At 73.2% G+C, this 22,172-nt stretch carries 22 protein-coding genes; 6 read left to right on the top strand and 16 right to left on the bottom strand.

Translation table 11 applies throughout. The features are described 5' to 3' along the window. The 3 genes from ACYU7L_RS06480 to ACYU7L_RS06470 form a co-directional block, all read right to left on the bottom strand. On the bottom strand, positions 1–500 hold a 500-nt coding region (locus ACYU7L_RS06480; protein WP_460794516.1), incomplete at its 3' end, for a 2-phosphosulfolactate phosphatase. Positions 501–514: 14 nt separating this feature from the next. Continuing rightward, positions 515–1,204, bottom strand: coding sequence for an NAD-dependent deacylase (locus ACYU7L_RS06475; protein WP_460794515.1), 690 nt, complete (start codon positions 1,202–1,204; stop codon positions 515–517). Between the two features lie 42 nt (positions 1,205–1,246). After that, positions 1,247–1,549 (bottom strand): DUF4333 domain-containing protein, encoded by a 303-nt coding sequence (locus ACYU7L_RS06470; protein ID WP_460794514.1) that lies wholly within the window; start codon positions 1,547–1,549, stop codon positions 1,247–1,249. Positions 1,550–1,728: 179 nt separating this feature from the next. Here ACYU7L_RS06470 and ACYU7L_RS06465 point away from each other — a divergent pair, with 179 nt between their 5' ends. The 3 genes from ACYU7L_RS06465 to ACYU7L_RS06455 all read left to right on the top strand — a co-directional run bounded on the left by ACYU7L_RS06465 (position 1,729) and on the right by ACYU7L_RS06455 (position 3,963). Further along, entirely contained in the window at positions 1,729–2,052 is a 324-nt protein-coding gene (locus tag ACYU7L_RS06465; protein WP_460794513.1) for a hypothetical protein, read from the top strand. Beyond that, complete coding sequence (locus ACYU7L_RS06460) at positions 2,049–3,380, top strand: putative T7SS-secreted protein (protein ID WP_460794512.1); 1,332 nt, start codon at positions 2,049–2,051, stop codon at positions 3,378–3,380. Before ACYU7L_RS06465 ends, ACYU7L_RS06460 begins: the two co-directional genes overlap by 4 nt. 82 nt (positions 3,381–3,462) lie before the next feature. Further along, positions 3,463–3,963, top strand: a complete 501-nt coding sequence (locus ACYU7L_RS06455) for a hypothetical protein (RefSeq protein ID WP_460794511.1) — start codon at positions 3,463–3,465, stop codon at positions 3,961–3,963. A gap of 7 nt (positions 3,964–3,970) precedes the next feature. On the opposite strand, the gene ACYU7L_RS06450 is transcribed toward ACYU7L_RS06455, so the two are convergent. From ACYU7L_RS06450 to ACYU7L_RS06440, 3 genes are read right to left on the bottom strand one after another with little or no spacing between them, the layout of a single operon-like run. Further along, entirely contained in the window at positions 3,971–4,507 is a 537-nt protein-coding gene (locus ACYU7L_RS06450; RefSeq protein WP_460794510.1) for a hypothetical protein, read from the bottom strand. Then, entirely contained in the window at positions 4,504–4,824 is a 321-nt protein-coding gene (locus ACYU7L_RS06445) for a DUF4333 domain-containing protein (protein ID WP_460794509.1), read from the bottom strand. The genes ACYU7L_RS06450 and ACYU7L_RS06445 overlap by 4 nt, the downstream gene beginning before the upstream one ends. Before the next feature lie 13 nt (positions 4,825–4,837). Then, positions 4,838–5,773: a 1,4-dihydroxy-2-naphthoyl-CoA synthase gene (locus tag ACYU7L_RS06440; protein ID WP_460794508.1), complete on the bottom strand. Its 936-nt coding sequence runs from the start codon at positions 5,771–5,773 to the stop codon at positions 4,838–4,840. Positions 5,774–5,841: 68 nt separating this feature from the next. On the opposite strand from ACYU7L_RS06440, the gene ACYU7L_RS06435 reads away from it, so the two are divergent. From ACYU7L_RS06435 to ACYU7L_RS06425, 3 genes are all read left to right on the top strand, one after another. Next, complete coding sequence (locus ACYU7L_RS06435) at positions 5,842–6,276, top strand: nitroreductase family deazaflavin-dependent oxidoreductase (protein ID WP_460794507.1); 435 nt, start codon at positions 5,842–5,844, stop codon at positions 6,274–6,276. Positions 6,277–6,361: 85 nt separating this feature from the next. Next, positions 6,362–6,802, top strand: coding sequence for a pyridoxamine 5'-phosphate oxidase family protein (locus tag ACYU7L_RS06430; protein WP_460794506.1), 441 nt, complete (start codon positions 6,362–6,364; stop codon positions 6,800–6,802). Between the two features lie 50 nt (positions 6,803–6,852). Next, positions 6,853–8,448, top strand: coding sequence for a GAF domain-containing sensor histidine kinase (locus tag ACYU7L_RS06425; protein ID WP_460794505.1), 1,596 nt, complete (start codon positions 6,853–6,855; stop codon positions 8,446–8,448). A gap of 61 nt (positions 8,449–8,509) precedes the next feature. Here ACYU7L_RS06425 and ACYU7L_RS06420 read toward each other — a convergent pair whose 3' ends face one another. The 10 genes from ACYU7L_RS06420 to ACYU7L_RS06375 form a co-directional block, all read right to left on the bottom strand. Beyond that, positions 8,510–9,415, bottom strand: a complete 906-nt coding sequence (locus tag ACYU7L_RS06420) for a universal stress protein (protein WP_460794504.1) — start codon at positions 9,413–9,415, stop codon at positions 8,510–8,512. Between the two features lie 7 nt (positions 9,416–9,422). Next, entirely contained in the window at positions 9,423–10,040 is a 618-nt protein-coding gene (locus tag ACYU7L_RS06415; protein ID WP_460794503.1) for a hypothetical protein, read from the bottom strand. A gap of 184 nt (positions 10,041–10,224) precedes the next feature. Further along, positions 10,225–10,872, bottom strand: a complete 648-nt coding sequence (locus tag ACYU7L_RS06410) for a response regulator (protein ID WP_460794502.1) — start codon at positions 10,870–10,872, stop codon at positions 10,225–10,227. A gap of 17 nt (positions 10,873–10,889) precedes the next feature. After that, positions 10,890–11,540, bottom strand: coding sequence for an ACT domain-containing protein (locus ACYU7L_RS06405; protein ID WP_460794501.1), 651 nt, complete (start codon positions 11,538–11,540; stop codon positions 10,890–10,892). Positions 11,541–11,608: 68 nt separating this feature from the next. Further along, entirely contained in the window at positions 11,609–13,480 is a 1,872-nt protein-coding gene (gene recD, locus ACYU7L_RS06400; RefSeq protein ID WP_460794499.1) for an exodeoxyribonuclease V subunit alpha, read from the bottom strand. After that, positions 13,477–16,938, bottom strand: a complete 3,462-nt coding sequence (locus tag ACYU7L_RS06395; protein WP_460794498.1) for a UvrD-helicase domain-containing protein — start codon at positions 16,936–16,938, stop codon at positions 13,477–13,479. The genes recD and ACYU7L_RS06395 overlap by 4 nt, the downstream gene beginning before the upstream one ends. Next, entirely contained in the window at positions 16,913–17,248 is a 336-nt protein-coding gene (locus ACYU7L_RS06390; RefSeq protein WP_460794497.1) for a hypothetical protein, read from the bottom strand. The genes ACYU7L_RS06395 and ACYU7L_RS06390 overlap by 26 nt, the downstream gene beginning before the upstream one ends. Positions 17,249–17,284: 36 nt before the next feature. Next, the gene (gene recC / locus ACYU7L_RS06385; RefSeq protein WP_460794496.1) at positions 17,285–20,677 is read right to left on the bottom strand and encodes an exodeoxyribonuclease V subunit gamma; all 3,393 of its coding nucleotides are present in this window, start codon (positions 20,675–20,677) and stop codon (positions 17,285–17,287) included. A 64-nt stretch (positions 20,678–20,741) separates the two neighbouring features. Then, complete coding sequence (locus ACYU7L_RS06380) at positions 20,742–21,287, bottom strand: hypothetical protein (RefSeq protein ID WP_460794495.1); 546 nt, start codon at positions 21,285–21,287, stop codon at positions 20,742–20,744. After that, positions 21,284–22,168, bottom strand: a complete 885-nt coding sequence (locus ACYU7L_RS06375) for a glycosyltransferase family 2 protein (RefSeq protein WP_460794494.1) — start codon at positions 22,166–22,168, stop codon at positions 21,284–21,286. Before ACYU7L_RS06375 ends, ACYU7L_RS06380 begins: the two co-directional genes overlap by 4 nt. Positions 22,169–22,172 lie beyond the last annotated feature (4 nt).

Raw genomic sequence — 22,172 nt, 5'->3', positions numbered from 1 at the left:
CCCCCCCCCCCCCAGCGCTCGCCTCCCGCCAGGATCGACACCGTCGCGTCGGGATCGGTCGACAGCCGCTCGGCGAGCCACTGCGCCACCGCACGCCGGTTGCGCAGCGCCGCGGCGACGACCTCGACTCCTGAGGCCGCCAGCTCGACGCTGATCGCGGAGCCGTTGGGCGAGGGCAAGACGAGCGCCTCGATGCCCGGGGTCGCCCGCAGGGCGGCCGGCGAGAGACTCACCCCGGCGACGCCGGGCAGGTCGCGGGTCTCGAAGCGGCCCCGGGCCAGCACCGCGCCGTGCTCGGCCGCATGCGCGGCGGCGCGCTCGTCCTTCCACCGGAAGGGCAGCACCCGGGTCCCGTGGTCCATCGCCACGCTGAGGGTGGTGGTGAAGCTGAGGACGTCGACCACGACGGCGTACGTCGTGTGGCGGGCGACCTCACGCACGCCGACGGGCCCCCACTCCACCCGGACCCGGAACGGACGCTGGTCATAGGGGGAGAGCACGCACGGGATTGTGCTCAGTCGGCCAGCACCTCGTCCACCCAGGCGGGGACGAGCAGCCCGGCGGGCCCATGGCGGGCCTCGTGGAAGAGGTCGGTGCCCTCACTGCGCACGAGGTTCAGCTCGAGCGTCCTCGCGCCGTACGCATGGGCCACCTGCACGAAGCCGGCGGCCGGATAGACGGCGCCCGAGGTCCCGATCGAGACGAAGAGCTCGGCGTCGGACAGGGCGTCCTCGATCAGGTCCAGGTCATAGGGGATCTCGCCGAACCAGACGATGTCCGGGCGGAGCTCGGAGAGCCCGCAGTCGGGGCAGGGCGGCTGGTGCGCGAGGTCGTCGGTCCAGCGGTGCCGCCCGTCGCAGGCCTTGCACCGGGCCGAGTGCAGCTCGCCGTGCATGTGCACGACCCGGCGGCTGCCGGCGCGCTCGTGCAGGTCGTCGACGTTCTGGGTGACGACCAGCAGGTCCTCGCCGAGGCTCTGCTCGAGCCGGAACAGCGCGCGGTGCGCGGCGTTGGGCTCGACAGCGCGCAGGGACTGGCGCCGGGCGTCGTAGAAGGCGTGCACGATCTGCGGCTGGTATTCGAACGCCTCGGGAGTCGCCACGTCCTCGACGCGGTGGCCCTCCCAGAGCCCGTCGGCGTCCCGGAAGGTGGGCACCCCGCTCTCGGCGGAGATGCCGGCGCCGGTCAGCACGACGGTCCTCACCCTTCGAGCATAGGCCGAGGACCGTCGCGGCGTGCCGGCCTGCTACTCGGCGACCTCGGTGATGTCGAAGTTCACGGTGTCACCGTCGACCGAGGTGACCTCGGCGTCGACGGCGAGCGAGTCGTCGGTCGTGGTGATCGTGCAGCGCTGCTTGGCGCCCTCCTCGGCCTTGAGGCCGTCCTCGCACTCGACCTTCTCGGCCTCCAGGCCGGTCTCGCTCGTGAAGAGCTTGTCGATCTGGGTCTCGAGGTCGGACTGCGAGACCGAGCTCTCGCCGCACGCGGCGAGGGAGAGCAGCAGGGCGGGGGCGATCAGCCATCGGCTGGCGCGGGTGAAGGTGGACATGGGTCTGCTCCTGGTTCGGGGGATGTGCTTCGGCGGCCGTGCTTCAGGGGGCCGGGGGTCGTCCAAGGGTGGACCACGCATGCTGTGCGCGCTGGGTTCTCCCGAACTTTTCCGGTTCGACGACGGACAAATCGGGTAGACCGCCGACGTGCGAACGCTGACCACGACAGGGGTGCCCCATGGGCTATGAGGTGCTGATCGAGAACCTGCGCAAGCAGGCGGGCCGCCTGCGCACGGTGACGGACCCGCTCACCTCCTACGACCTCGACCTGGAGAACGTCACGGCCGAGTCCATCGGCCACACCGAGCTTGCCGAGTGGGTGGTGGCCGTCGGCAAGCAGTGCGACGAGGCGGGCAAGGCACTGTTCTCGGGTGCGGAGACCCTTGCCGTCTCGCTGGAGTTCCACGCCACGCAGTACGAGAACGCCGAGGACGGCGCCCGCGAGGCCTTCAGCCATCTGGGTCCGCGCCTGTCTCCCTTCCCCACCGGTCCGCAGCAGTGAGCGCCCCGGCCTCGAAGGAGCTCGGCGCGACCGAGAACCCCAAGGAGCTGGTGCCGGGCAAGCCGCGGCACGTCGACAACGCGGCCGAGGCCTTCAGCGACGAGTCGGCGCGGATCACCCGGATCGGGTCGCGGGTGCGCTCCATCCGGGTCGACGGCTGGAGCGGTGGCACCGGCCAGCCGGCCTGGGAGGCCAACTTCAACGACGAGTTGAAGAAGTGGTCGGCCTACACCGACCTGCTCGACGCCGCGGCGAGCGCGCTGACGACGTACTCGGGTGCGCTGACCAAGGCCCAGGACGACGCGCAGGACGCCATCGACGCCTACGAGGAGGGGCAGCGCCTCACCCGCAGGGCGGTCCTGGCGCACAACGAGGCGGTGGCCGCCTACAACGACAGCGTCTGCGCCCCGGTGCCCGCTCAGAGCCCCTTCGGCACGGCGACCCCGACGATCCGGCCGGCGCGGCCCGGGCCCTTCGTCGATCCCGGCGAGGCCAAGCGCGAGGAGGCGCAGGAGATCCTCGCCGGCGCCCGCAAGGACCTCGACGAGGCCGGCGAGAAGGCGCTGCTCGCACTCGGCAAGCTCGAGGGGGCCAAGACCCAGGGCAGCAGGGACACGTTCGGTGCCGACGGCAGCGTGGAGGGTCCGTCGTTCTCGTGGGACTGGTGGGAGAGGACCTTCGGCAAGGACCCGGCCGACGGCCACGGCCCCTCCACGGGCGACGAGAAGGGCAGCCCTTTCAAGATCAGCCTCGGCAAGGCGGAGGGCGAGGCCTACGTCGGCAGGGCCGAGGGCAGCTGGGAGGACTACTGGGGCCCGGTCAAGGTCGGCGCGGACGGCTCCGTCACCGGACTCGGGGTCGACGGGTCGGCCGAGGCCAGCGTCGACGGCGACGGCCTGCGCGTCAACGCCGACGGCACGGTGACGGTGGTCGGTGGTGAGGGCTCGGTCTCCGCCGAGTACGGCTATGCGGAGGGCTCGGTCTCGGGCGACTTCCTGGTCGGAGGCAAGGCCGAGGGCGAGGTCTCCGTGGGCAAGGAGGGCTTCCACGGGGGTGGCGAGCTCTTCGCCGGCGGCAAGGTCGGGGGCACGGCCGAGGGCGATATCGGCGGGATCGGCGGCTCCGCCACCGCGGAGGGCTGGGCCGGCGCCGGGATCTCCGCCGACGTGGATCTCGGCTGGGACGACGGCAAGCTGACGGTCGGGGGGTCCGGCGGCGTCGCCTGGGGCCTCGGCGGCAAGCTCGGTGCCGAGGTCACGCTCGACTTCCCCGAGATCTGGGAGACCGGAGGGGGCATCATCGACGGGCTGGGGAGTCTGCTGAGATGAGGCGTTGCCCCGACGCGCACCCAGACGACCCCACAAGCGACCACCCAGCCCCGGACCCGACACCCCTTGGGAGAGCCACCCGATGAAGCAGCTGCCCGTCCCGATCCGCTTCGAGCTTCCCGGCCCAGACTGGGAGGCCGTGGCGCCCGAGTCCGTCGGGGTCGAGAACGCCGCGTTCCTGGCCATGCGTCGCAACACCGGCGACGACTACACGCCCTCGATCACGATCCGCGGTGGCTGGCGTCCCGACCCCGTCACGCTGGTCGACATCGCCGATGAGACGGTGGCCGAGGTCCGCGCCCAGGCCGGGGACGCGGAGCTGGTGCGCCGCCAGGAGCTGGGCACCGAGCATGCGCCGGCCGTCAACCAGGTGATCGGGACCGTCGTCTCGATCGACGGCCGCACGCACGACCTGCGCCAGCTGCAGACCATCACCGGTCTCGTCGACGTCGACGATCCACGCAAGCGGATCGTCCTCGTCTACACGCTGACCTGCACCTATGCGCAGTTCGAGGCCATCGGACGCGAGTTCCAGGACTTCATGCGCACGGTGCGCGTGTCCCCGGACGACGTGCCCGCCTGAGTCGCCCTCAGAACTTGCCCAGCAGCGCGGCCACCACGAGCAGGAGCACCGTCGCCAGCGCGCCCACGCCGCCGACGACCGCGAAGGCCAGGCCGATGCGCTCGGCGGCGCCTCGGCGCTGACGTAGCCCCAGGTGGTCCGCGACCCCGACGATCAGGTCGCGGCCCTCCTCGGAGTTGAAGCGGAAGTCCACGACCGGGCCGAAGCGACCGTGGTCGTCGAACGCCCACACCTTCTGCGCTCCGATCTCGCGGACCCGGCCCACCGTCCGCTCGCCCGTCGCGGCCAGCCGCGGTACACCGGCGACCCACTCCACACTGCGGGCGTCGTCGGTGATCGTGTAGGACCCGTCGTCTTGGACCTGCACGTGGTGGAGGTGGACCTTCTTCAGCCCCGCGCGGTTGAAGAGCGCGAACCAGCGGGCGTCCGCGATGCTCAGGGTCACGTCGAAGCCCGCGGCCGTCGGCGTCACGACGTACGGCGTGCCGTCGGCGGCGTCGCGGACGGCCTCGAGGAAGGCGTGGGCGGCCGCGGGCGGCGTCACGGCATGACCTCGTCGTCCGCCTCGATGTCGAAGTTCACGGTGTCGCCCTCCGCGGAGGTGACGGTGACCGTGACGCCGACCCGGTCCTCACCGGCGTGCAGGACGCAGCGCTGGGTCTTGCCCTCCTCGCCCTCGAGGCCGTCGGGGCACTCCACCTCGTCGGGCGCGACGCCCGCATAGTCGGTCATCCGCTCGAGGACGGTCTGCTCGAGGCTCGACTCGCTGACCTTCGGGGTCGAGCCGACGCTGACCTCCCCCGAGCAGCCGGTGAGCGCGAGCAGCGTCACCACGGCCAGGGCTGTGGGCTTGCGTGTCACGAAGGCCACCTTCTCAGTAGTACCAGGGGTACGGCGTCCAGTCGGGGTCCCGCTTCTCCAGGAACTGGTCGCGCCCCTCGACGGCCTCGTCGGTCATGTAGGCCAGCCGCGTGGTCTCGCCGGCGAAGAGCTGCTGGCCGACGAGCCCGTCGTCGATCAGGTTGAAGGAGTACTTCAGCATCCGCTGTGCCGTGGGCGACTTGCCGTTGATCTTGGCTCCCCACTCCAGCGCGACCTTCTCGAGCTCGGCGTGCGGCACGACCTTGTTGACCGCCCCCATCTGGTGCATGTCCTCGGCGGAGTACTCGTCGCCGAGGAAGAAGATCTCGCGGGCGAACTTCTGTCCGACCTGGCGGGCGAGGTAGGCCGAGCCGAACCCGCCGTCGAAGGACCCGACGTCGGCGTCGGTCTGCTTGAAGCGCGCGTGCTCCGCACTGGCCAGGGTCAGGTCGCACACGACGTGCAGGCTGTGCCCGCCGCCGGCCGCCCAGCCGTTGACCACGCAGATCACGACCTTGGGCATGAACCGGATCAGCCGCTGCACCTCGAGGATGTGCAGCCGGCCCAGCCTGGCCTGGTCGGCGGGAGTGCGCGCGTCGTTCACCCCGCCCTCGGTGCCGGCCTCGTACTGGTAGCCCGAGCGCCCGCGGATGCGCTGGTCGCCGCCGGTGCAGAACGCCCACTTGCCGTGGCGCTCCCCCGGCCCGTTGCCGGTCAGCAGCACGCAGCCGACGTCGGCGGTGGTGCGCGCGTGCTCGAGCACCCGCAGCAGCTCGTCGACGGTGTGGGGACGGAACGCGTTGAGCACGTCGGGGCGGTCGAAGGCCACCCGCACCGTGCCGTGGGCACGCGCCCGGTGATAGGTCAGGTCGGTCAGGTCCTCGAAGCCGGGCACGACGTCCCAGGCCTCGGCGTCGAAGATCTCCGACACTCCGTCGATGGCGCTCATGGCCCGCAGGCTACCGACTCTGGAACAGGACTCTGGATCACGGGGCCGCGACGTGGTGTTCTGAGTCCATGACTCTCAGCGGTGAGTATGAGCCCAGTCCGAGCCAGTGGGTCCGCGACCAGGTCGCGGCCTACGAGGCGTCCGGCGGCACCAAGGGCAACACCCTGCAGGGTGTCCCCATCGTCGTCATCACCTCGCGCGGCGCCAAGTCCGGCGCCCTGCGCAAGAACCCCGCGATGCGCGTCGAGCACGACGGCGCCTACGCGGCCGTGGCCTCCAAGGGCGGCGCCCCGGAGCACCCGGAGTGGTTCCACAACTTCGTGGCCGACCCGCACGTGCTGCTCCAGGACGGTCCCGAGCCCCACGAGTACGTCGCGCGCCGGGTCGAGGGCGAGGAGCGGGCCCAGTGGTGGCAGCGCGCCGTCTCCGTCTGGCCCGCCTACGCCGACTACCAGGAGAAGACCGAGCGCGAGATCCCGGTCTTCGTCCTCGAGCGCGGCTGACGGCCCCTGCAGTCAGGACCAACGGCCCATCCGGGCTCGCCTGCCCCGAGACGACGATGAAGGGGCTGAAGGAGGCGAACCCGAGATGACGCAGACGACCGAGCTGTCCTACCAGGAATGTCACGACCTGCTGACCGGCGGCGTGGTGGGCCGGGTGGCGATGAGCACGCCTGCGGGCCCGCACATCGTGCCGGTCAACTATGCGGTGATCGACGACTCCATCGTGTTCCGGACCGCGCCGTACAGCGTCGTCGGGACCTATGCCTGGAACAACCTGCTGGCCTTCGAGGTCGACCAGATCGACTACGAGCACCAGCACGGCTGGAGCGTGGTCGCGAGCGGTCGCGGACGCCTCGTCGAGTCGGCCGAGGAGCTGACCGCCATCACCACCACCTGGGACCCGCGCCCGTGGGCGGACGGCTCCCGTCCGATGTACGTGCGTCTCGAGTGGGACGCCCTCACCGGACGTCGCCTCGGCGGCGGCTGGTCGGCCGTGCAGAGCATGCCCGTGCGCCGCGTGGTGTAGCTGGACGCTCGAAGTCCCCTCTGCGCCCATCTCCTGACAGGATGGGCCCCATGACGCCGGATGACCACGCCAGCCTCGAGGCCGACCTGCCGCCCGGCGCGCAGGCGCTCCTCGATGCCGTCATCGCCATCAGCACCGATCTCGACATGCACAACGTGCTGCGCCGCATCGTGCAGTCGGCCTGCACGCTGACCAACGCCCAGTACGGCGCGCTCGGCGTGGTCGGCGGCGACGGCGACCTGTCGGACTTCATCACCCACGGCGTCGACGACGACACCCACGCGCAGATCGGCGACCTCCCCCACGGGCGCGGCATCCTGGGTCTGCTCATCCACCACCCGGTGCCGATCCGGCTGCAGACGCTGCAGAAGCACCCCGACTCGTTCGGGTTCCCGGCCAACCATCCGCCGATGGAGTCGTTCCTCGGCGTCCCGGTGCGGATCCGCGGCGTCGTCTTCGGCAACCTCTACCTCACCGAGAAGGCCGACGGCGCCGAGTTCACCGACGTCGACGAGCAGCTGATCCAGGTGCTCGCGAGCGCGGCCGGCTTCGTGATCGAGAACGCTCGCGCCTACGCCATGAGCGAGCTCCAGCGCACCTGGCTGGAGGCGGCAGCGCGTCTCGACGAGGCTCTCCAGCCTCCGATCGACCTCGATTCCGCGATGCAGCAGATCGCCGTCCAGACCCGCTCGGTCGCCCGGGCCCGGGCCGTCGGCATCGTGCGTCGCAACGACGCCCTGGACTGGCAGATCGTCGCGGCCGACGGACGCAACATCGACCGGCTCCCGGAGATCGTGGCGTCGCTCACGGAGCGGTTGAGGGGCGTGGAGAAGCGATCCGGCCCCGAGGAGGTCGCCCTCGACGGCGGCGACCGGGCCCTCGTCGTACCCCTGCACGGTCACCTCGCCGGTGATGCCGTCCTCGTCGCGGTCCTCCCGGGCCCCATCGACGACCTCGCCCCCAAGCAGACCGACCTGCTCGGCACCTTCGCGGCTCACGCGGCCCTGGCGCTGGACCGGATCCAGGCGATGGCGCAGCGCGAGGAGCTCGCGATCGTCTCCGACCGCGATCGGATCGCCCGCGACCTGCACGACCTCGTGATCCAGCGGCTCTTCGCCACCGGGCTGCAGCTGCAGGGCGTGATCGCCAAGGCCAGCGTGCCCCAGGTGCGCGACCGTCTGGAGCGGGCGGTGGCCGACCTCGACGCGACCATCCGCGACATCCGCACGACGATCTTCGAGCTGCAGCACGGCAACCGTCAGACCCTGCGCAGCGAGGTCCTCGCGCTGCTGGAGGAGTATGAGCCGGTGCTGCGCTTCCGACCCGCCATGCGCACGGCCGGACCGGTCGACTCGGCGGTCCCGGAGCAGGTGGGCGACCACCTCCTCGCGGTGCTGCGCGAGGCCGTGTCCAACATCGCGCGCCACTCGGGTGCGACGACGGCCACGATCGAGCTCAACGCCACGCCCAGCGAAGTGGTCCTCATCGTCTGTGACGACGGTGTAGGCGTGCCGGTGGAGCGGGCCGAGAGCGGGCTGCGCAACGCGCGCAACCGCGCCCAGGCGCTGGGCGGGTCGCTCGAGCTGGGCAACCACAGCCCGCACGGCACGGTCCTCACCTGGCGCGTGCCCCTCCATGCTTACTGAGGTCCCGGCTTACTGAGGTCCCGGCCTACTGAGGTCCCGGCCTACTGAGGTCCCGGCCGGGTCAGGGCTGCTCGCCCGGCACCACCATCACGGGCACGTGCGCATAGTGCAGCACGGCCCGAGGCACCGCGCCCAGCGGGAACCCACCGAGTCGGCTCAGGTCGTGACGACCCAGCACCAGCAGCTGCGCACCGCACTCGTCGGCGACGTCGAGCAGCACGTTGGCGGGGTGCCCGCGACGGCTCACCGCCCGGATCACGACGTCCTCGTCGGCGGACCGGTAGGGCGCGACGACGGCCTCGAGGGCCTCGGCGTGGTCGCTCTCCGCTCGCTGGTAGGTGTCGCGCACCAGGGTCTCGTCCCAGGCCAGCACCGCCGGCACCTCCCAGCCGTGCGCCACGACCAGCTCGACACCACGGCGGCGGGCCTCGTGCAGGGCCCGATGGATCGTGTCGGGGTGCAGGTCCTCAGGGGCCACGCCCACCACGACGCAGCCTGCGTCGTGCTCGGCGGGGACCCACTCGTCGGGGACGACCACGACGGGGATGCTCGCCCGTCCGGCCACCGCGATCGAGGTGGAGCCGACCAGGGCGCGGGCGAAGGTGCCCTTGCCTCGCTTGCCCACGACGAGCAGCTCCTGGCCCTTTGCGCCCTCGAGCAGCACGTGGGTGGCGGGTCCGTTGACCACGTCCCGGCGCGCCGTGGTGCCCGGAAGGTCGCGGGCCACCTCGTGAGCGATCTCGTCGAGCGCCTGCCAGGCCGGTTCGTCGTCGGGGACCGCGCCGTACCACGGGACCGGGAAGCCCGTCGTGTCGAGCACGGCGAGCAGGTCCAGCGGACGGCCGGTGGCGGCGGCCTCGGCTCTCGCCCAGGCCACCGCCGCCTTGTTGCGGATCGAGCCGTCGACCCCGACCACGACCGCCGGAAGCTCCGTCGGATCCTTGTGGATGTTCGGTGTCGTGCTCATCGTTGCCTCACTTCAGGATGGGGCTGTTCTTCACGATCGGGAGCTTGGCCCACACGCGGCCCAGGCCCCAGGTGCGGTCCGCGTGCAGGAGGGCCAACGCCACCAGTGTGGCCCCACCGAGCAGGTGCTCGTCGAGGAATGGGTGGTTCTCCGGGGGCAGAGCGACGGTCCACATCATCACGTAGAGGAGAGCACCCGCCGCGCATGCGAAGCGCATCCCGATCCCGAGGGTCAGCGCGAGGCCGATGCCGGCCAGACCGAGCATGAACAGCCAGTCGGCCCAGGCGGCGCCGGCGATGCTGTTGTAGAACTCCTTGAACGGGCCCTCGGCGCCGAACTTGAGGAAGCCCTCTGTGGGGCTCGCGCCGTTGATCCAGGCCGCGTCACCGAACCGGTCGAGGGTCTCGACACCGGTCGCCGGGTCGGTGCTGTAGCCGGTGTGGAAGCCGAGCGCGAGCAGCTTGTCGAAGAAGGCCCACAGGAAGGTCAGACCGAACATGATCCGCACGGTGGCGAGCACGCGACGAGCCATGGGCGTGCCGGGCTCGAGATCAGGGCTGGTAGTGCGGTGAGCGGCTACGGCCTCGGTGGTCGTGCCGGTCTCCTTGTGCTGGATGACTGACATCCGAATCAACCTCCTCGTTGAGTTCTTGCTCACAAGAATCAACGAGACGGCCGTCACGTCGCAGGGGAGGGAGTCGCGTCCGCGCAGGTCTTAGGTCCCCCTCGGGACGGGACAGGCGACCGTCCGGCAGCCCCGCGTGCTGAGACGGCGTGCTCAGCGGGGGCCTGCCGGGCGGCCTAAGACGTCAGCGCAGCAGCTTGGCGGCCAGCACAGCCGCCTGGGTGCGTCGCTCCAGCCCCAGCTTGGTGAGCAGGCTGGAGACGTAGTTCTTCACGGTCTTCTCGGCCAGGAAGAGGCGCTCGCCGATCTGGCGGTTGGTCATCCCCTCGGCGATCAGGGCGAGGATCTCGCGCTCGCGCTCGGTGAGCCCGGCCAGCTCGCTCGCCTCGGGGGCGCCGTTGCGGACCCGATCGAGGACGCGCGCCATCAGGCTGGGGTCGATCAGCGACTGACCGGCGGCGACCCGGCGGATGCTGTCGACCAGGGCGTTGCCGGCGACCTGCTTGAGGACGTAGCCCGAGGCGCCGGCCACGATGGCCGCGAACAGCGCGTCGTCATCGTCGTACGACGTGAGGATCAGGGCCTTGATCGACGGGTCCACCGAGCGGATGTCACGGCACACGTCGATCCCGCTGCCGTCGGGCAGGCGTCCGTCGAGGATCGCGACGTCGGGGCGCAGGGCGGGGATCCGGCTGGTCGCCTCGACGGCGAGCCCGGACTCACCCACCACCTCGATGTCGCCGGAGTCCTCGAGCAGGTCGCGCAGGCCCCGACGCACCAGCTCGTGGTCGTCGAGGAGGAACACACGGATCTTGGGGGTCGGCTCGGTCATATCGGACATTGTGCCCTTCACGTCCCCGCGGTGTCGGATGCACGACTGATCGAGAGCGCCAGCGCCACCAGGTGACCGAGCCTGGCGAGCTCGGAATCGAGGAACTCCGGCCCCCCTCGGCGCCCGACCACCACGATCTCGCCGTCGATCACGGGCACCGCCACCAGCTCAGTGATGTCGTCGACCGGCTCGAGGCGCACGGCACGCTCGACCGGGACCCAGCCCAGGGCCTCGGGGGCCGCACCGGTCGCGTGCACGATCGTGCCCACCTCGCTGCCGTCTTGAGCAGTGGTACGACGCACCCGGGCGCACCAGTCGGAGCGGAAGGTGAGCGGCACCAGGTCGACGACCCGGTCGAGGGCCTCGGGCGGGTTGGCCGTGAGGTCCTCGACCGCCTCGAGGTCGAGGAAGAGGTTGCCACCGGCGGCGTAGCGACTGATCCACAGCACCTGAACGCCGTCGAGGACGTTGCAGGCCGAGACGATGGAGTCGGGCATCGTGCCGTGCGCGATCTCGAGCAGCACGTCGTCGACGGCCGTGCCCTCGTCGTGGCGGTGCTCGACGATCTCGATCGCGTCGATGTCGCCTCCGGCCTCACCGATGGCCGATGCCACGCGTCCCAGCGAGCCGGGCACGTCGGGCAGCTCCACCCGCAGCAGGAAGGGCATGAAGAGCTCCTTGGTCGTGGAGGTCCGAGACTAACGCCGATCGTGTTTCTCGCGCGTTTCGACCACGCCTAGGACGGGGCTTGTTCCTGAACCCGCCTTCGGGCCAGCCGCTGGGCCAGACCACTGGCCCGCTGCACCTGTCGGGCGACGGCGGCGCGCACGTCGGCCTCGGTCCCCACGACGCGCACCGTGTCCTGGGCCCGGGTGACCGCGGTGTAGAGCAGCTCGCGAGTCAGCAGCCGCGACTCCGGGTCGGGCAGCAGCACCGTGACCTCGCGTGCCTGACTGCCCTGGCTCTTGTGGATGGTCATCGCGTGCATGGTGTCCACGTCCCCGAGCCGGGTCGGCGCCAGGTCGAGGGCGCCGCCCACGGCTGAGACGAGCACCCGCGGGGCCCCGTCCGCGCCGCGGAGCACGACGCCGGTGTCGCCGTTGTAGACGTCGAGGGCGTGGTCGTTGGCTGTCACCAGGAGCGGCCGCCCGACATACATGGGTGCGCGCAGCGGATCCCCGGTCGCCTCGGTGATCCACTGCTCGACGCGCCGGTTCCAGGTCTGCACGCCGTAGGGACCGTGCCGGTGGGCGCACAGGAACCGGTGCCCGGCCAGCGCTCCGAGCGCGGACGCGGCGTCGCCGGTCTCGGCGGCGGCTCGCAGCGCCAGCGCGGGGGGCAGCAGCACGCGGCGCAGCGCCTCGGTGGGATCGGAGGTCTCCACGAACTCGACGCCCGGTCCCCCCGCGCGCAGCACCTCCAGCACCAGGTCGGCGTCCCCGGCACGCAGCGCCGCCGCGAGCCGGCCGATCTCGCTGCCGAAGCGGTGGGCTCGCGTCAGCGAGGTCACGCTGCCCTCGCCCTCATCCTTGCTCTGGCCGCGACCCTCCTCGCCGCGCTGGCGCAGGCCCCCCACCAGGTCGGCGAGGACCGCCCCGGCCTCGACGGAGGCGAGCTGGTCGGGGTCGCCCACCACCACGAGGCGGGCATCGGGGCGCACGGCCTCGACGAGGCGCGCCATCAGCGTCAACGAGACCATCGAGGCCTCGTCGACGACGACGACGTCGTGGGGCAGTCGGTTGCCGCGGTGGTGGCGGAAGCGGGTGCCGTTGTCGGGCAGCGTCCCGAGCAGCCGGTGCATGGTGGTGGCTCGCAGCATGCCGTCGGCGGCAGCGCTCGCGCGCAGCCGGGCGCGGTCCGCCTCGGGCAGGTCGGCCGTCGCGTGGGCGACGGCCTCCTGCAGCCGGGCGGCGGCCTTGCCGGTGGGCGCCGTGAGCGCCACCCGCATCCGGCGGCTGCTGCCGGCTCCCTGCCCGGGGCCGGCGCCTGTCTCGGCCTGCTCGGCGAGCAGCGCGAGCAGCCGGGCGACCGTGGTGGTCTTGCCGGTGCCCGGGCCCCCGGTGAGCACGGTGGTCCACTGGCGGGCCGCCCGCTGCGAGGCGACGCGCTGCTCGGTGTCGGACTCGTGCGGGAAGATCCGGGCCAGACCTGCGGCCAGCAGCGGCTCGTCGACCTCGGGCGCGGGCTGCAGCAGCCGCGCGGACAGGTCGGCGGCGAGCGTCGTCTCCTGGCGGTGGTAGCGGTCGAGGTAGAGCAGGCCGAACTCCTGGCGCAGCACACCCGCCTCCACCAAGGGGCTGCGCTCGATCGCGGCCTCCCACGCGTCGGGCTCGGGCCAGGCGAGCCCGTCCGGCAGCACCGGGACCAGCTCTGCCACCAGATCCAGACGGACGCAGACCGAGCCGTGCCGCACCGCCCGGGTGGCGAGGGCCAGCGCGAGCTGGACGCTCTCGTCGCCCTCGCCGGCGAGCAGGCTGAGCCGACGAGCGACGTGGACGTCGGCAGCCGTGAGCACCCCGGCGTCGTTGAACCGGTGCAGCAGACCCTCGGGCGTCCCCAGGGCGAGACGTCGGTCGTGAGCGTCGAGAGGCTCGAAGAGCTCGGTCATGACGCGCCTCCTGTGGGCAGCCGGCCGTCGAGGAGGTCGGAGAGCTCCTCGACGAGTGCGATCGGCGGGCGCCACGAGAAGACCCCGCACGGGTGTCCGGCGACCCGCGGGGTGTCAGGTCCGCACATCCCGCGCAGGTAGAGGTAGAGGACGCCACCGAGATGCTGCGCCGGGTCGTACGACGCGAGCCGCCACCGCAGGTAGCGGTGCAGCACGACCGCGTAGAGCAGCGCCTGGAGCGGGTAGTTGGAGTGGCCCATCGCGGCCGCCAGCCGGTCCGGGGCATAGTCGGCCGCACTCAGGGGCGGTGCCGTCGCGTCCCCGATCGGCGGACCGAGCCAGTTGGTCTTGTAGTCGACGATCACGAAGCGGGCCTGCTCTCCCTCCCGCACACGCAGCACGACGTCGACGGACCCCGTGAGGTAGCCGCGCAGGTCCTGATCGCCCAAGGCCTCGTCGTCCAGGGCGTCGGCATAGGGCAGCAGCGGGTCGTCGACCGCCAGGTGGCGACGCAGCAGTGGGGCGACGTCGCCGAGCCGCACCCTCGTCGCCGGCGAGGGCGGGTCGGACAGGTCGCCGCCGGCGAGCGGGAGCTCGAAGTCCATCTCGCGCAGCCGGTCGCGCAGCGGCACGGTGCGCAGCGTCGCATCGCCGGCAAGCGGCCCGAGCGGGCTCTCGCACACGGCGACGAGGGCGTCGACCAGCACCTCACGATCCACCTCGACCGGCCAGCGGACCAGCTGCTCCTCGACGTGCGCGAACAGCTCGGCGCGCAGGTCGGGAGCGTCGGGGTCGGCGTGCTCGAGGACCGCGTGGACCAGCGACCCGAAGGTCGCCCCCACCGGCAGCGTCGCCATCGGGGAGAGCACACGGTGCCCGTCGGGGCCCTCGGACTCGTCGGGCAGCAGGTGCACCGTCACGGCGGCCCGGTCGCCGGGTGCCGCAGGCTCGTCGTCCTCCTTGGGCGTCTCCTCCGGCTCGCTGCCGACACCGGCCGGTGGATCCTCATGACCGGCGCCGGCCGCGGCGGCCGCGGCCGAGAGCGAGGAGTAGGAGGTGCGCCGCCAGCGGACGTCGACCTCGCGGTCGAAGCTGCGAGCGGCGAGCGGGCTGGTGTCCCCCACCAGCTCGGCGGTCGGCAGCTCCGCGGGCAGGGCAGCCTCGAAGGCCGGCCCGCCGTTGCGCTCCCAGGCCGCGAACCAGGTCGCGGCGGTGTCGTCGTCGGGCAGGTCCTGGGTCTCGGGCACCTCGGCCACCCCCGGGCCACGACCCAGCAGCAGCCGGTGCAGCGCGGACGCCTTGGCATTGGTCGCGGGCGCCCACCAGGCGACCACCTGGGACTGCGCCCGGGTCATCGCGACGTAGAGCAGCCGCAGCGACTCCCCCGCGTCCTCGGCCCGGTGCCGGGTCAGCGCGTCGTGCCAACCGCGGCCGGTGGGTCCGCCCACGTCGATGGTGCGTCGACCGCCCCCGTGGAAGAGCGGAACGGCGGGCTCGCTCACCCAGCGGTCGCCGACGAAGGGGAGGTAGACGACGGGGTACTGCAGGCCCTTGCTGCCGTGGATCGTCACCAGCTGGACCGCCTCGGCGTCGCTGTCGAGGCGTCGGGTCCGCTCGGAGGAGACCAGCACCCGCTCCTCGGCCATCTGCTCGCGCAGCCAGGTCAGCAGGGCGACCGGTCCCAGCCGCTGCGCCAGCGCCGCCTCGTGCAGCGCCTGCCCGACGTGGCGCAGGTCGGTGAGGTGGCGCTCGCCGTCGACGCGGCTCAGCACCCGCGCGGTCAGCCCCTCCGCCACCGCGGTCTCCAGCACCGCCGCGACACCGCGCAGCCCGAGCAGCAGGCCCCACTCACGCATGGTCGCGGCCACCCGATCGGTGAGCGCGTCGCCCTCCGTGTCGAGGTCGAGGGCACTGTGCCCCACGAACGACGTGAGCGCGGCGCTGCGGACCCGGACGGCCCGGTGCGGCTGCTCCATCGCCTCCAGCAGGCGCAGCCACTCGGTCGCCGCCGGCGTGGCGAAGACGCTTCCGCCGCCCGCGACGACGGCCGGCACCCCGACCTGGGCGAGGGCCTCGCGGACCACGGCGAGGTTGCGCCCGGTGTGGGCGAGCACGGCCACGTCGCGCGGGCGCAGCGGACGCCCGTCGAACTCCGCCCCCGAGGTGAGCAGCCGCAGGATGTCGTGCGCCACGTCGCGGCCGATCAGCTCACGGACGTCGGGCATCCTCAGCGCCGCCCGGCCCCGGCGACCGAGCTGCTCACGCCGTACGACGCGCAGGCGGAAGGGTGCGTTGACCGGGGCGCCGGCGAGCCGGGAGCCGTCGTTCTCGGCGTCGACGGGGCGCACCACGATGTCCTCGTCGCCGAGGGCGGCGCCGCGCAGCACGACCTGGAGGGCGTCGACGAGCGGCTGGTCGGAGCGCCAGTTGGTGGCCAGCGTCTTGCGGGTCGCGGCGGACTCGGCGGCGGCGAGGTAGGTGACGACGTCGCCGCCACGGAAGGCGTAGATCGCCTGCTTGGGGTCGCCGATCAGCACCATCTGGGCATGGCCGGTGAAGGCCCGGTCGAGGACCTGCCACTGGACGGGGTCGGTGTCCTGGAACTCGTCGACCAGCACCACCTTCCAGCGCTGTCGCATCCGCTCCCGCGCAGGGGCGTCCTCGTCGCGCAGCGCATCGGCGAGCTGGGAGAGCAGGTCGTCATAGCTCAGCACCCCGAGCCGGCGCTTGCGGCGCTCCATCTCCGCGCGGACCGCGCGGACGAACGCCACGCGGCGACCGGCGATGGTGTCGGGCGCCTCGTCGGCGGGGGCGAGGTGGGCCTGGGGGTCGTTGACGGCGGCCCTGGCCAGCGCCAGCCCCTCGGCCCGGCTGAAGGCGGGCGAGGCATCGTCGGCGAAGCCGCGCAGGTAGAGGTCGTCGACGACCTCGACCAGGAGCTCGTCGAGATCCTCGACGAGCCGGGCTCCGGCGTCGGTGTCGCCGGCCACGCCCAGGCTGCGCAGCACCAGCTGGCAGAACTGGTGGGTGGTCGCGATCGTGGCGCCGTCGAAGGAGGCGAGCGCGTCGCGCACCCGGCGCAGCCGCTTGGTCAGCTCCTCGTCGTCCGCCTCGAGCAGGAGGTCGACGACGGCGCTCGGGCGACCGGCCCGGCCAGGTCGCCCGAGCTCGGGGTGCAGCCGGGCAGCCAGCGTCTGCTCGAGCTCGACGAGCTGGTCACGGACCCGCTCGCGCAGCTCCTGGCTGGCGGCGCGACCGAAGGTCACGACCAGCATCTCCTCGAGCCGGGCCTCGCCCTCGGCGACGAAGCGGGCCACCAGCGCGCCGATGGTCCAGGTCTTGCCGGTGCCGGCGCTGGCCTCGAGGAGCGTCGTGCCGACCGCGGGGAGCGGGTCGTGGATCGAGAAGGTGCCCGGCTCGATGGCTGTGGGCTCAGCCGGCGGGGTCTGCGAGCTCATCGACGATCCCCCACCGCTCGCGGAACTCGACCGGAGAGAGCCTGCGCAGCTGCTCGTGCACGTGCTCGAGGAGCTGAGCCGCGCTCTCCTCCGCCTCGGCGTCGGTGCGCAGCACCTCCGCGCGGTCCGAGCGACGTCGCACGACGAGCTCCCCGACGCTGGGGAAGCCGAAGAAGCCCATCGTCAGGGTGCTGGCCGCCACCCAGGCCAGCGTGCGCAGCCGGCGCAGTCCTCGCCTCTCGTGGGTCTCGAGGCTCACCTCGTAGAGCGCGCCCGCCCTGGATCCGCCCGGCATCTCCCCCGCGTCCATGGCGACACCCTAGGACGACGCTCACGGTCCTCCCGGTCATAGGGGACCCACCCGCTCCCCGCCCTCCATCAGCGGCCCCCACATCCGCCAGGCGTACTGCCCCAGCCGGCTCGGCTCGTCGTTCCATCGCTCGTCGGCGCGCGCCGGGTCGAGCAGGCAGCTCAGGGGTGCCCGCTCGCCCCACACCTGGACGTGAGGGGGGTCGTCCTGCTCGCCGGGGACCGGGCTCCGGTCGCTGCTGTCCCACTCCCGCGCGGCGAGTGCCACGGGGTCGGCGTCGTCGCCCATCCGCTGGCGGCGCACCCCCTCGGCGTACGACGCGGCGGTGCGCAGCGCCAGCGGCAGCGGCTCGCGCATCCCGCGGTCATAGACGTCGACGAGCTCGCGCAGCCAGATCAGCGCGCGCTGGTCCAGAGGACCGGTCAGGGCTCGCGACGGCCCGGCCCGGCCGCGACCGACGGCGTGCCCGGTCCAGCTCTCGTCGGGGTGACCGGCGCTGAGGGCGAGCAGGTCCACCCAGGAGGCGAGGCGCTGCTTGGCGCGCAGGGAGGAGTAGGTCACGACCACCCGCCGGTTGCCGATCACCGAGCCCACGGTGCCGGTGAGCCGCCGCCCCTCGCCCAGGTCGACGTCGACGTCGAGGGTGCGCGGGGTCCCGGCGCGCAGCTGCTCGGTCTGCTCGACGAGCTTGCGGACCTCGGTGCCGACGTCACTCAAGGTGCGGGCGCCGAGTTGCCCGGGAGGCAACAGCCCGCGCAGCTGCTCGGCCAGCATGCTGGAGCGGGGGTCCATTCCCCCCAGGATGTCGGCCAGCAGGCGATCCCCGACCGCCCACTTCTCGAGCCCGTCGAGGGCGATCGGGATGGCGTCGTGCACCTCGTCGGCCTCCAGCGGGGCGGTGACCTCCAGCCGGCTGCGCAGGAACGCCCGCACGGGGTGGGCCAGGAAGCGCTGCAGGTCGGCCAGCGCCACGTCGGCGGGCGGGCGCACGGGCAGCGGCTCGCGCAGCAGCGGCCCGACCTCGATCCGGGGTCGTCGGGAGGCCTCGGCACCGGCGCAGGCGGCCCGGTCGAAGCTGAACGGGTGGGGGCTGCCGAGCTCCCCCGGCACCAGGTTGCGACGGTCGAAGGGCTGCAGCGGATGGCGCACGACCACGTCCAGGGGGGCGTCAGCCGCGGAGACGGCGGTGGCGTGGACGGCGTCGACCAGCTCGCCGAGAGGCACGGCGGGCGGGCGGCGTGCACCGCTGTGCTCGTTGGCGCCGGTGTAGGTCACCACCAGCTTGTCGGTGGCCGCCATCACCGCGTCGAGGAGCAGCTGGCGGTCCTCGCTGCGGGCGTCGCGCTCCCCGGTGAGCGGCCGGCGGGCGAGCGCGTCGTCCCCGTCGACGGCCCCGGTGCGCGGGAAGACGCCGTCGTCGAGCCCGACCAGGCAGACGACGCGGTGCGGCACCGAGCGCATCGGGACCATCGTGCAGACGGTCAGGGTGCCGGTGCGGAAGTTGGCTCGCGTCGGGCGACCGGCCAACCGCCTCTCGAGGAGCGCGCGCACATCGGCCAGCCCGAGCGAGGCCCCGCCTGTCCCTGCCCCGTGTCGTCGTGCGGCATCCGCCGTGCGGGCCAGCTCGCGCTCGAGCTGGCTGACCTGCCACCGGTCGTCGAGAGGCACGTCGGTGAGGCCCGCGACGGCCTCGGTGAGCGCGCTCATCCACTCCTCGACGGGGCCGGAGGCCAGCAGCCGGCGCAGCGAGGTGTCGAGCCGGTCGATCAGCTCCGCGAACCGGCCGGCGAGGTCGATGTCGTTGCTGGCCACGTCGTCGACGGGGAGGGCGGTGGCGAGCCAGTGGTTCTCGTCGGCGGCCATCGCGACGCCGAGGAGCACCCGGTCGAGGCCGGCGCGCCAGGTGTTCTGCCCGAAGCGCGCCAGCTGGTAGCTGCCGCGGTGCTCCGCGTCCAGACCCCACCGGACACCGGACTGCTCGACCCAGCGGCCCAGTCGCGCCAGCTCGTCGTCGTCGAAGCCGAACCTGCGCCGCACGGGCTCGGCGGCCGCGAGGTCGAGCACCTCCGTCGCGGTGACCCGGCCGCCGGCGAGCTCCACCAGCCGGCCGGCGAAGGAGAGCAGCGGGTTGGTGCTCGTCAGCGCCCGGTCGGCGAGCCGCACCCGCAGCCGGTGGGCGGGATGCCCGGCGGCGCCAGCGACCACGTCTCCCAGCCCGAAGCCCGCCTGCACCAGGGGCGCGTAGGTCTCGATGTCAGGACACATCACCAGGATGTCGCGGGGCTCGAGCGTGGGGTCGTCGGCGAGCAGCCCGACCAGCACCTCGCGCAGCACGTCGATCTGCCGGGCGGGCCCGTGGCAGGCGTGGACCTGCACCGAGCGGTCGTCGCCCGCCACGACCCGGCCGGCGCGGGTCTCCGCGTCGGGGGCGCGGTTGACGCGGAGGTCGCCCTGCAGCCAGCCCAGCAGCGTCCCGGGCGAGTCGGTCCCTTCCACCGGCGTGGTCTCGTCGGTCCCCCCGCTCGCCACCAGTGCCCGCTGCAGCTCGCGGGCGTCGCGGCCCAGCGAGGCCAGCAGCGGGTGCCGGACGGCGTCGACGGCGTCGTCGTCGCTGCGCCGCACCGGCCCGAGCGAGGCCGACAGGGTGGGCGCCAGCTCGTCCCACAGCGTCGGCGAGGCCTGCGGGAGCCAGAGGTGGACGTCGCGCAGGGCCCCGAGCGCACCGAGCAGCTCGATCTCCGAGGCGGGCAGCCGGGTGTGACCGAAGAGCGAGAGCCGGGGCGGCAGGTCGAGCCCGTCGCCGCCCGCGCGCAGCCGCTCGATCGTCTCGGCGTGGCGCACGTCGGGCGGGGGCGCGTCGACCCGGTCGAGCACCCGGCGCCACAGCTCGGGCTGCCAGGCCAGGTCGGGGTCCAGCGCGACACCCGCCCCGTCGGTGTCGCGCCCGGCGCGCCAGTCGGCGACGAGCGGCGGCCGCTGCACGGCGTACGACGCGAAGAGGCCGGCCAGGCGACGCGCCACCGACCAGCGCCGGTTGCGCCGCAGCGCCCCCTCCTCGCCGTCGACGCCGTGGCCCAGGTGCGCCGCCAGCGTCGTGCACCAGTCCTCGCCGAGGCTCGCGTCGATCACCTCGAGCACCGGCCAGACGAGCCGCTCGGGCTCCCACGGGTCGTCGCGGTCGACGCCGAGCAGCAGGGAGACCAGCGAGTGGGGGGTGAGGAAGCGGACCCCCGCGCAGACGCCGTCGCCACCGCGCGGTCCGACGCCCAGCCGGTGGGAGAGCCGCTGGGTGAGCCAGCGCTCCACGCCGCGGGCGGGGACGACCACGACCTCCTCGGCGAAAGGATCCGGCAGCGGTCGCGCGAGCAGGTCGCCGAGCGAGTCGGCGAGCTGGTCGGTGCGCGGTGCGCGATGGATCCGCAAGGTCACGGCGGCAGCATGGCACGGGCCGCCGACAGCGGGCCGATGCCCCGGCCCGGAGCCGTCGAGCCGGTCAGCCCTGGCGGACCCACGGCGAGGGGATGCGCCACCCCGGAGCCCAGTCAGCACCCTTGCCCTCACGCAGGAAGCGGACAACCACAGCCACCCGGCGCGGCTCCCCGATGCACGCCCGGGGCACGCGCACGACGACGTCGCCGTCGTCGTAGACATCGGCCTCGGCGCTCAGGCGGGCGCAGGCCACCTGCGCCCCGCGGCCGCCGTACCCCGAGACGCGGTCGAGCCGGATGACGCCGGAGTTGGGGACCACCGAGACGCGGAAGGTCGGGGTCTCGCGGCTGCGGCCGGTGTGGATCCAGAACGTGTAGCGGTCGTCGAAGGAGAGCGGACGCGCGTGCGCGACCCGGACGGTGAGGCGCGCGGCGTGACCGACCCGGACCTTGGTGATGTCGGCGCCGGCGTCGCCCTCACGATCCTCGATCGAGGTCGTGGCGGCGCCGGCCGGTGCGGCGCCGGCGGTGAGCGCCAGCAGCGAGGCGGGGCCTGCGACCAGGGCGGTGAGCGCGGCGCGGGTCCGGGTATGTCGAGTGGTCAGGGTCATGTCTTCTCCTTCGTCCGAGCGTCGGGGTCGACCTGCCCCGGCGCACCGGGAGCAGGCTCTGGTCGTACCCACCCGCGACCATCGGCAACCACCAGGCCCATCTCGGCCATCTCCTCGAGCCAGCCCCGCATCGGCCAGCTGCCCCACCGACGGTGGAACAGCGCGCCGTTGCGGAGGATGTCGTCGAGGTGCTGCACCGGGGGGTGCTGGGTCGGGTGGTGCTGGTGGTAGGCCCGGGCGTCGCCGACCCACCCGAGATCCAGTCCGGCCGTGCGGACGAGCCGCCCGAAGTCGGTGTCCTCGGCGCCGTAGCCGACGTACTCCTCGCAGAAGCCGCCCACCCGGTGCCACGCGTCGCGGTGGACGGCGAAGGACAAGGACCAGAACAGGTCCGGGTCGGCGCCGCGCACGCGCCCGCCGGGTCCGGGGTCGGGGCGCGCCGGATGCGGAGCGTCGAGGTCGGCGAGGCGGGCCAGGTCGTAGCCGCCGACCGGCGGCGGCGGGAGGTAGGTCACCGGCCCGGACCAGACCGTGTCGGGCTCGGAGCGCACCGCCTCGGCGTACGCCGCGACCAGGCCGGGCGCAGCCACGCAGTCGACGTCGAGGAGCACGACCACCTCCGCCCCCGCGGCGAGCGCGGCGTCGACCGCGGCGTTGCGGGCCGCGGCCAGGGGCAGGCCGAGCGGGTCGCCGGGCACGGCCACGGGGCGCGGGGCCGGAGCGCCCGGGGGACGCCACCCGAGCAGGTCGGGGTCGTCCATGGCCGCGACGACATAGACGTCGGGGACCTGGCCGGACCGGGTCAGCGACCGTTGCTGCAGCTCCAGGTGCTCGTGACGACCGTGCGCGATCGTCACCACCGCGACGCCGCCGGCGCTCATCGCG

It is taken from the genome of Nocardioides pacificus (assembly GCF_054775955.1).
This window is presented reverse-complemented; position numbering and strand designations above follow the sequence as displayed.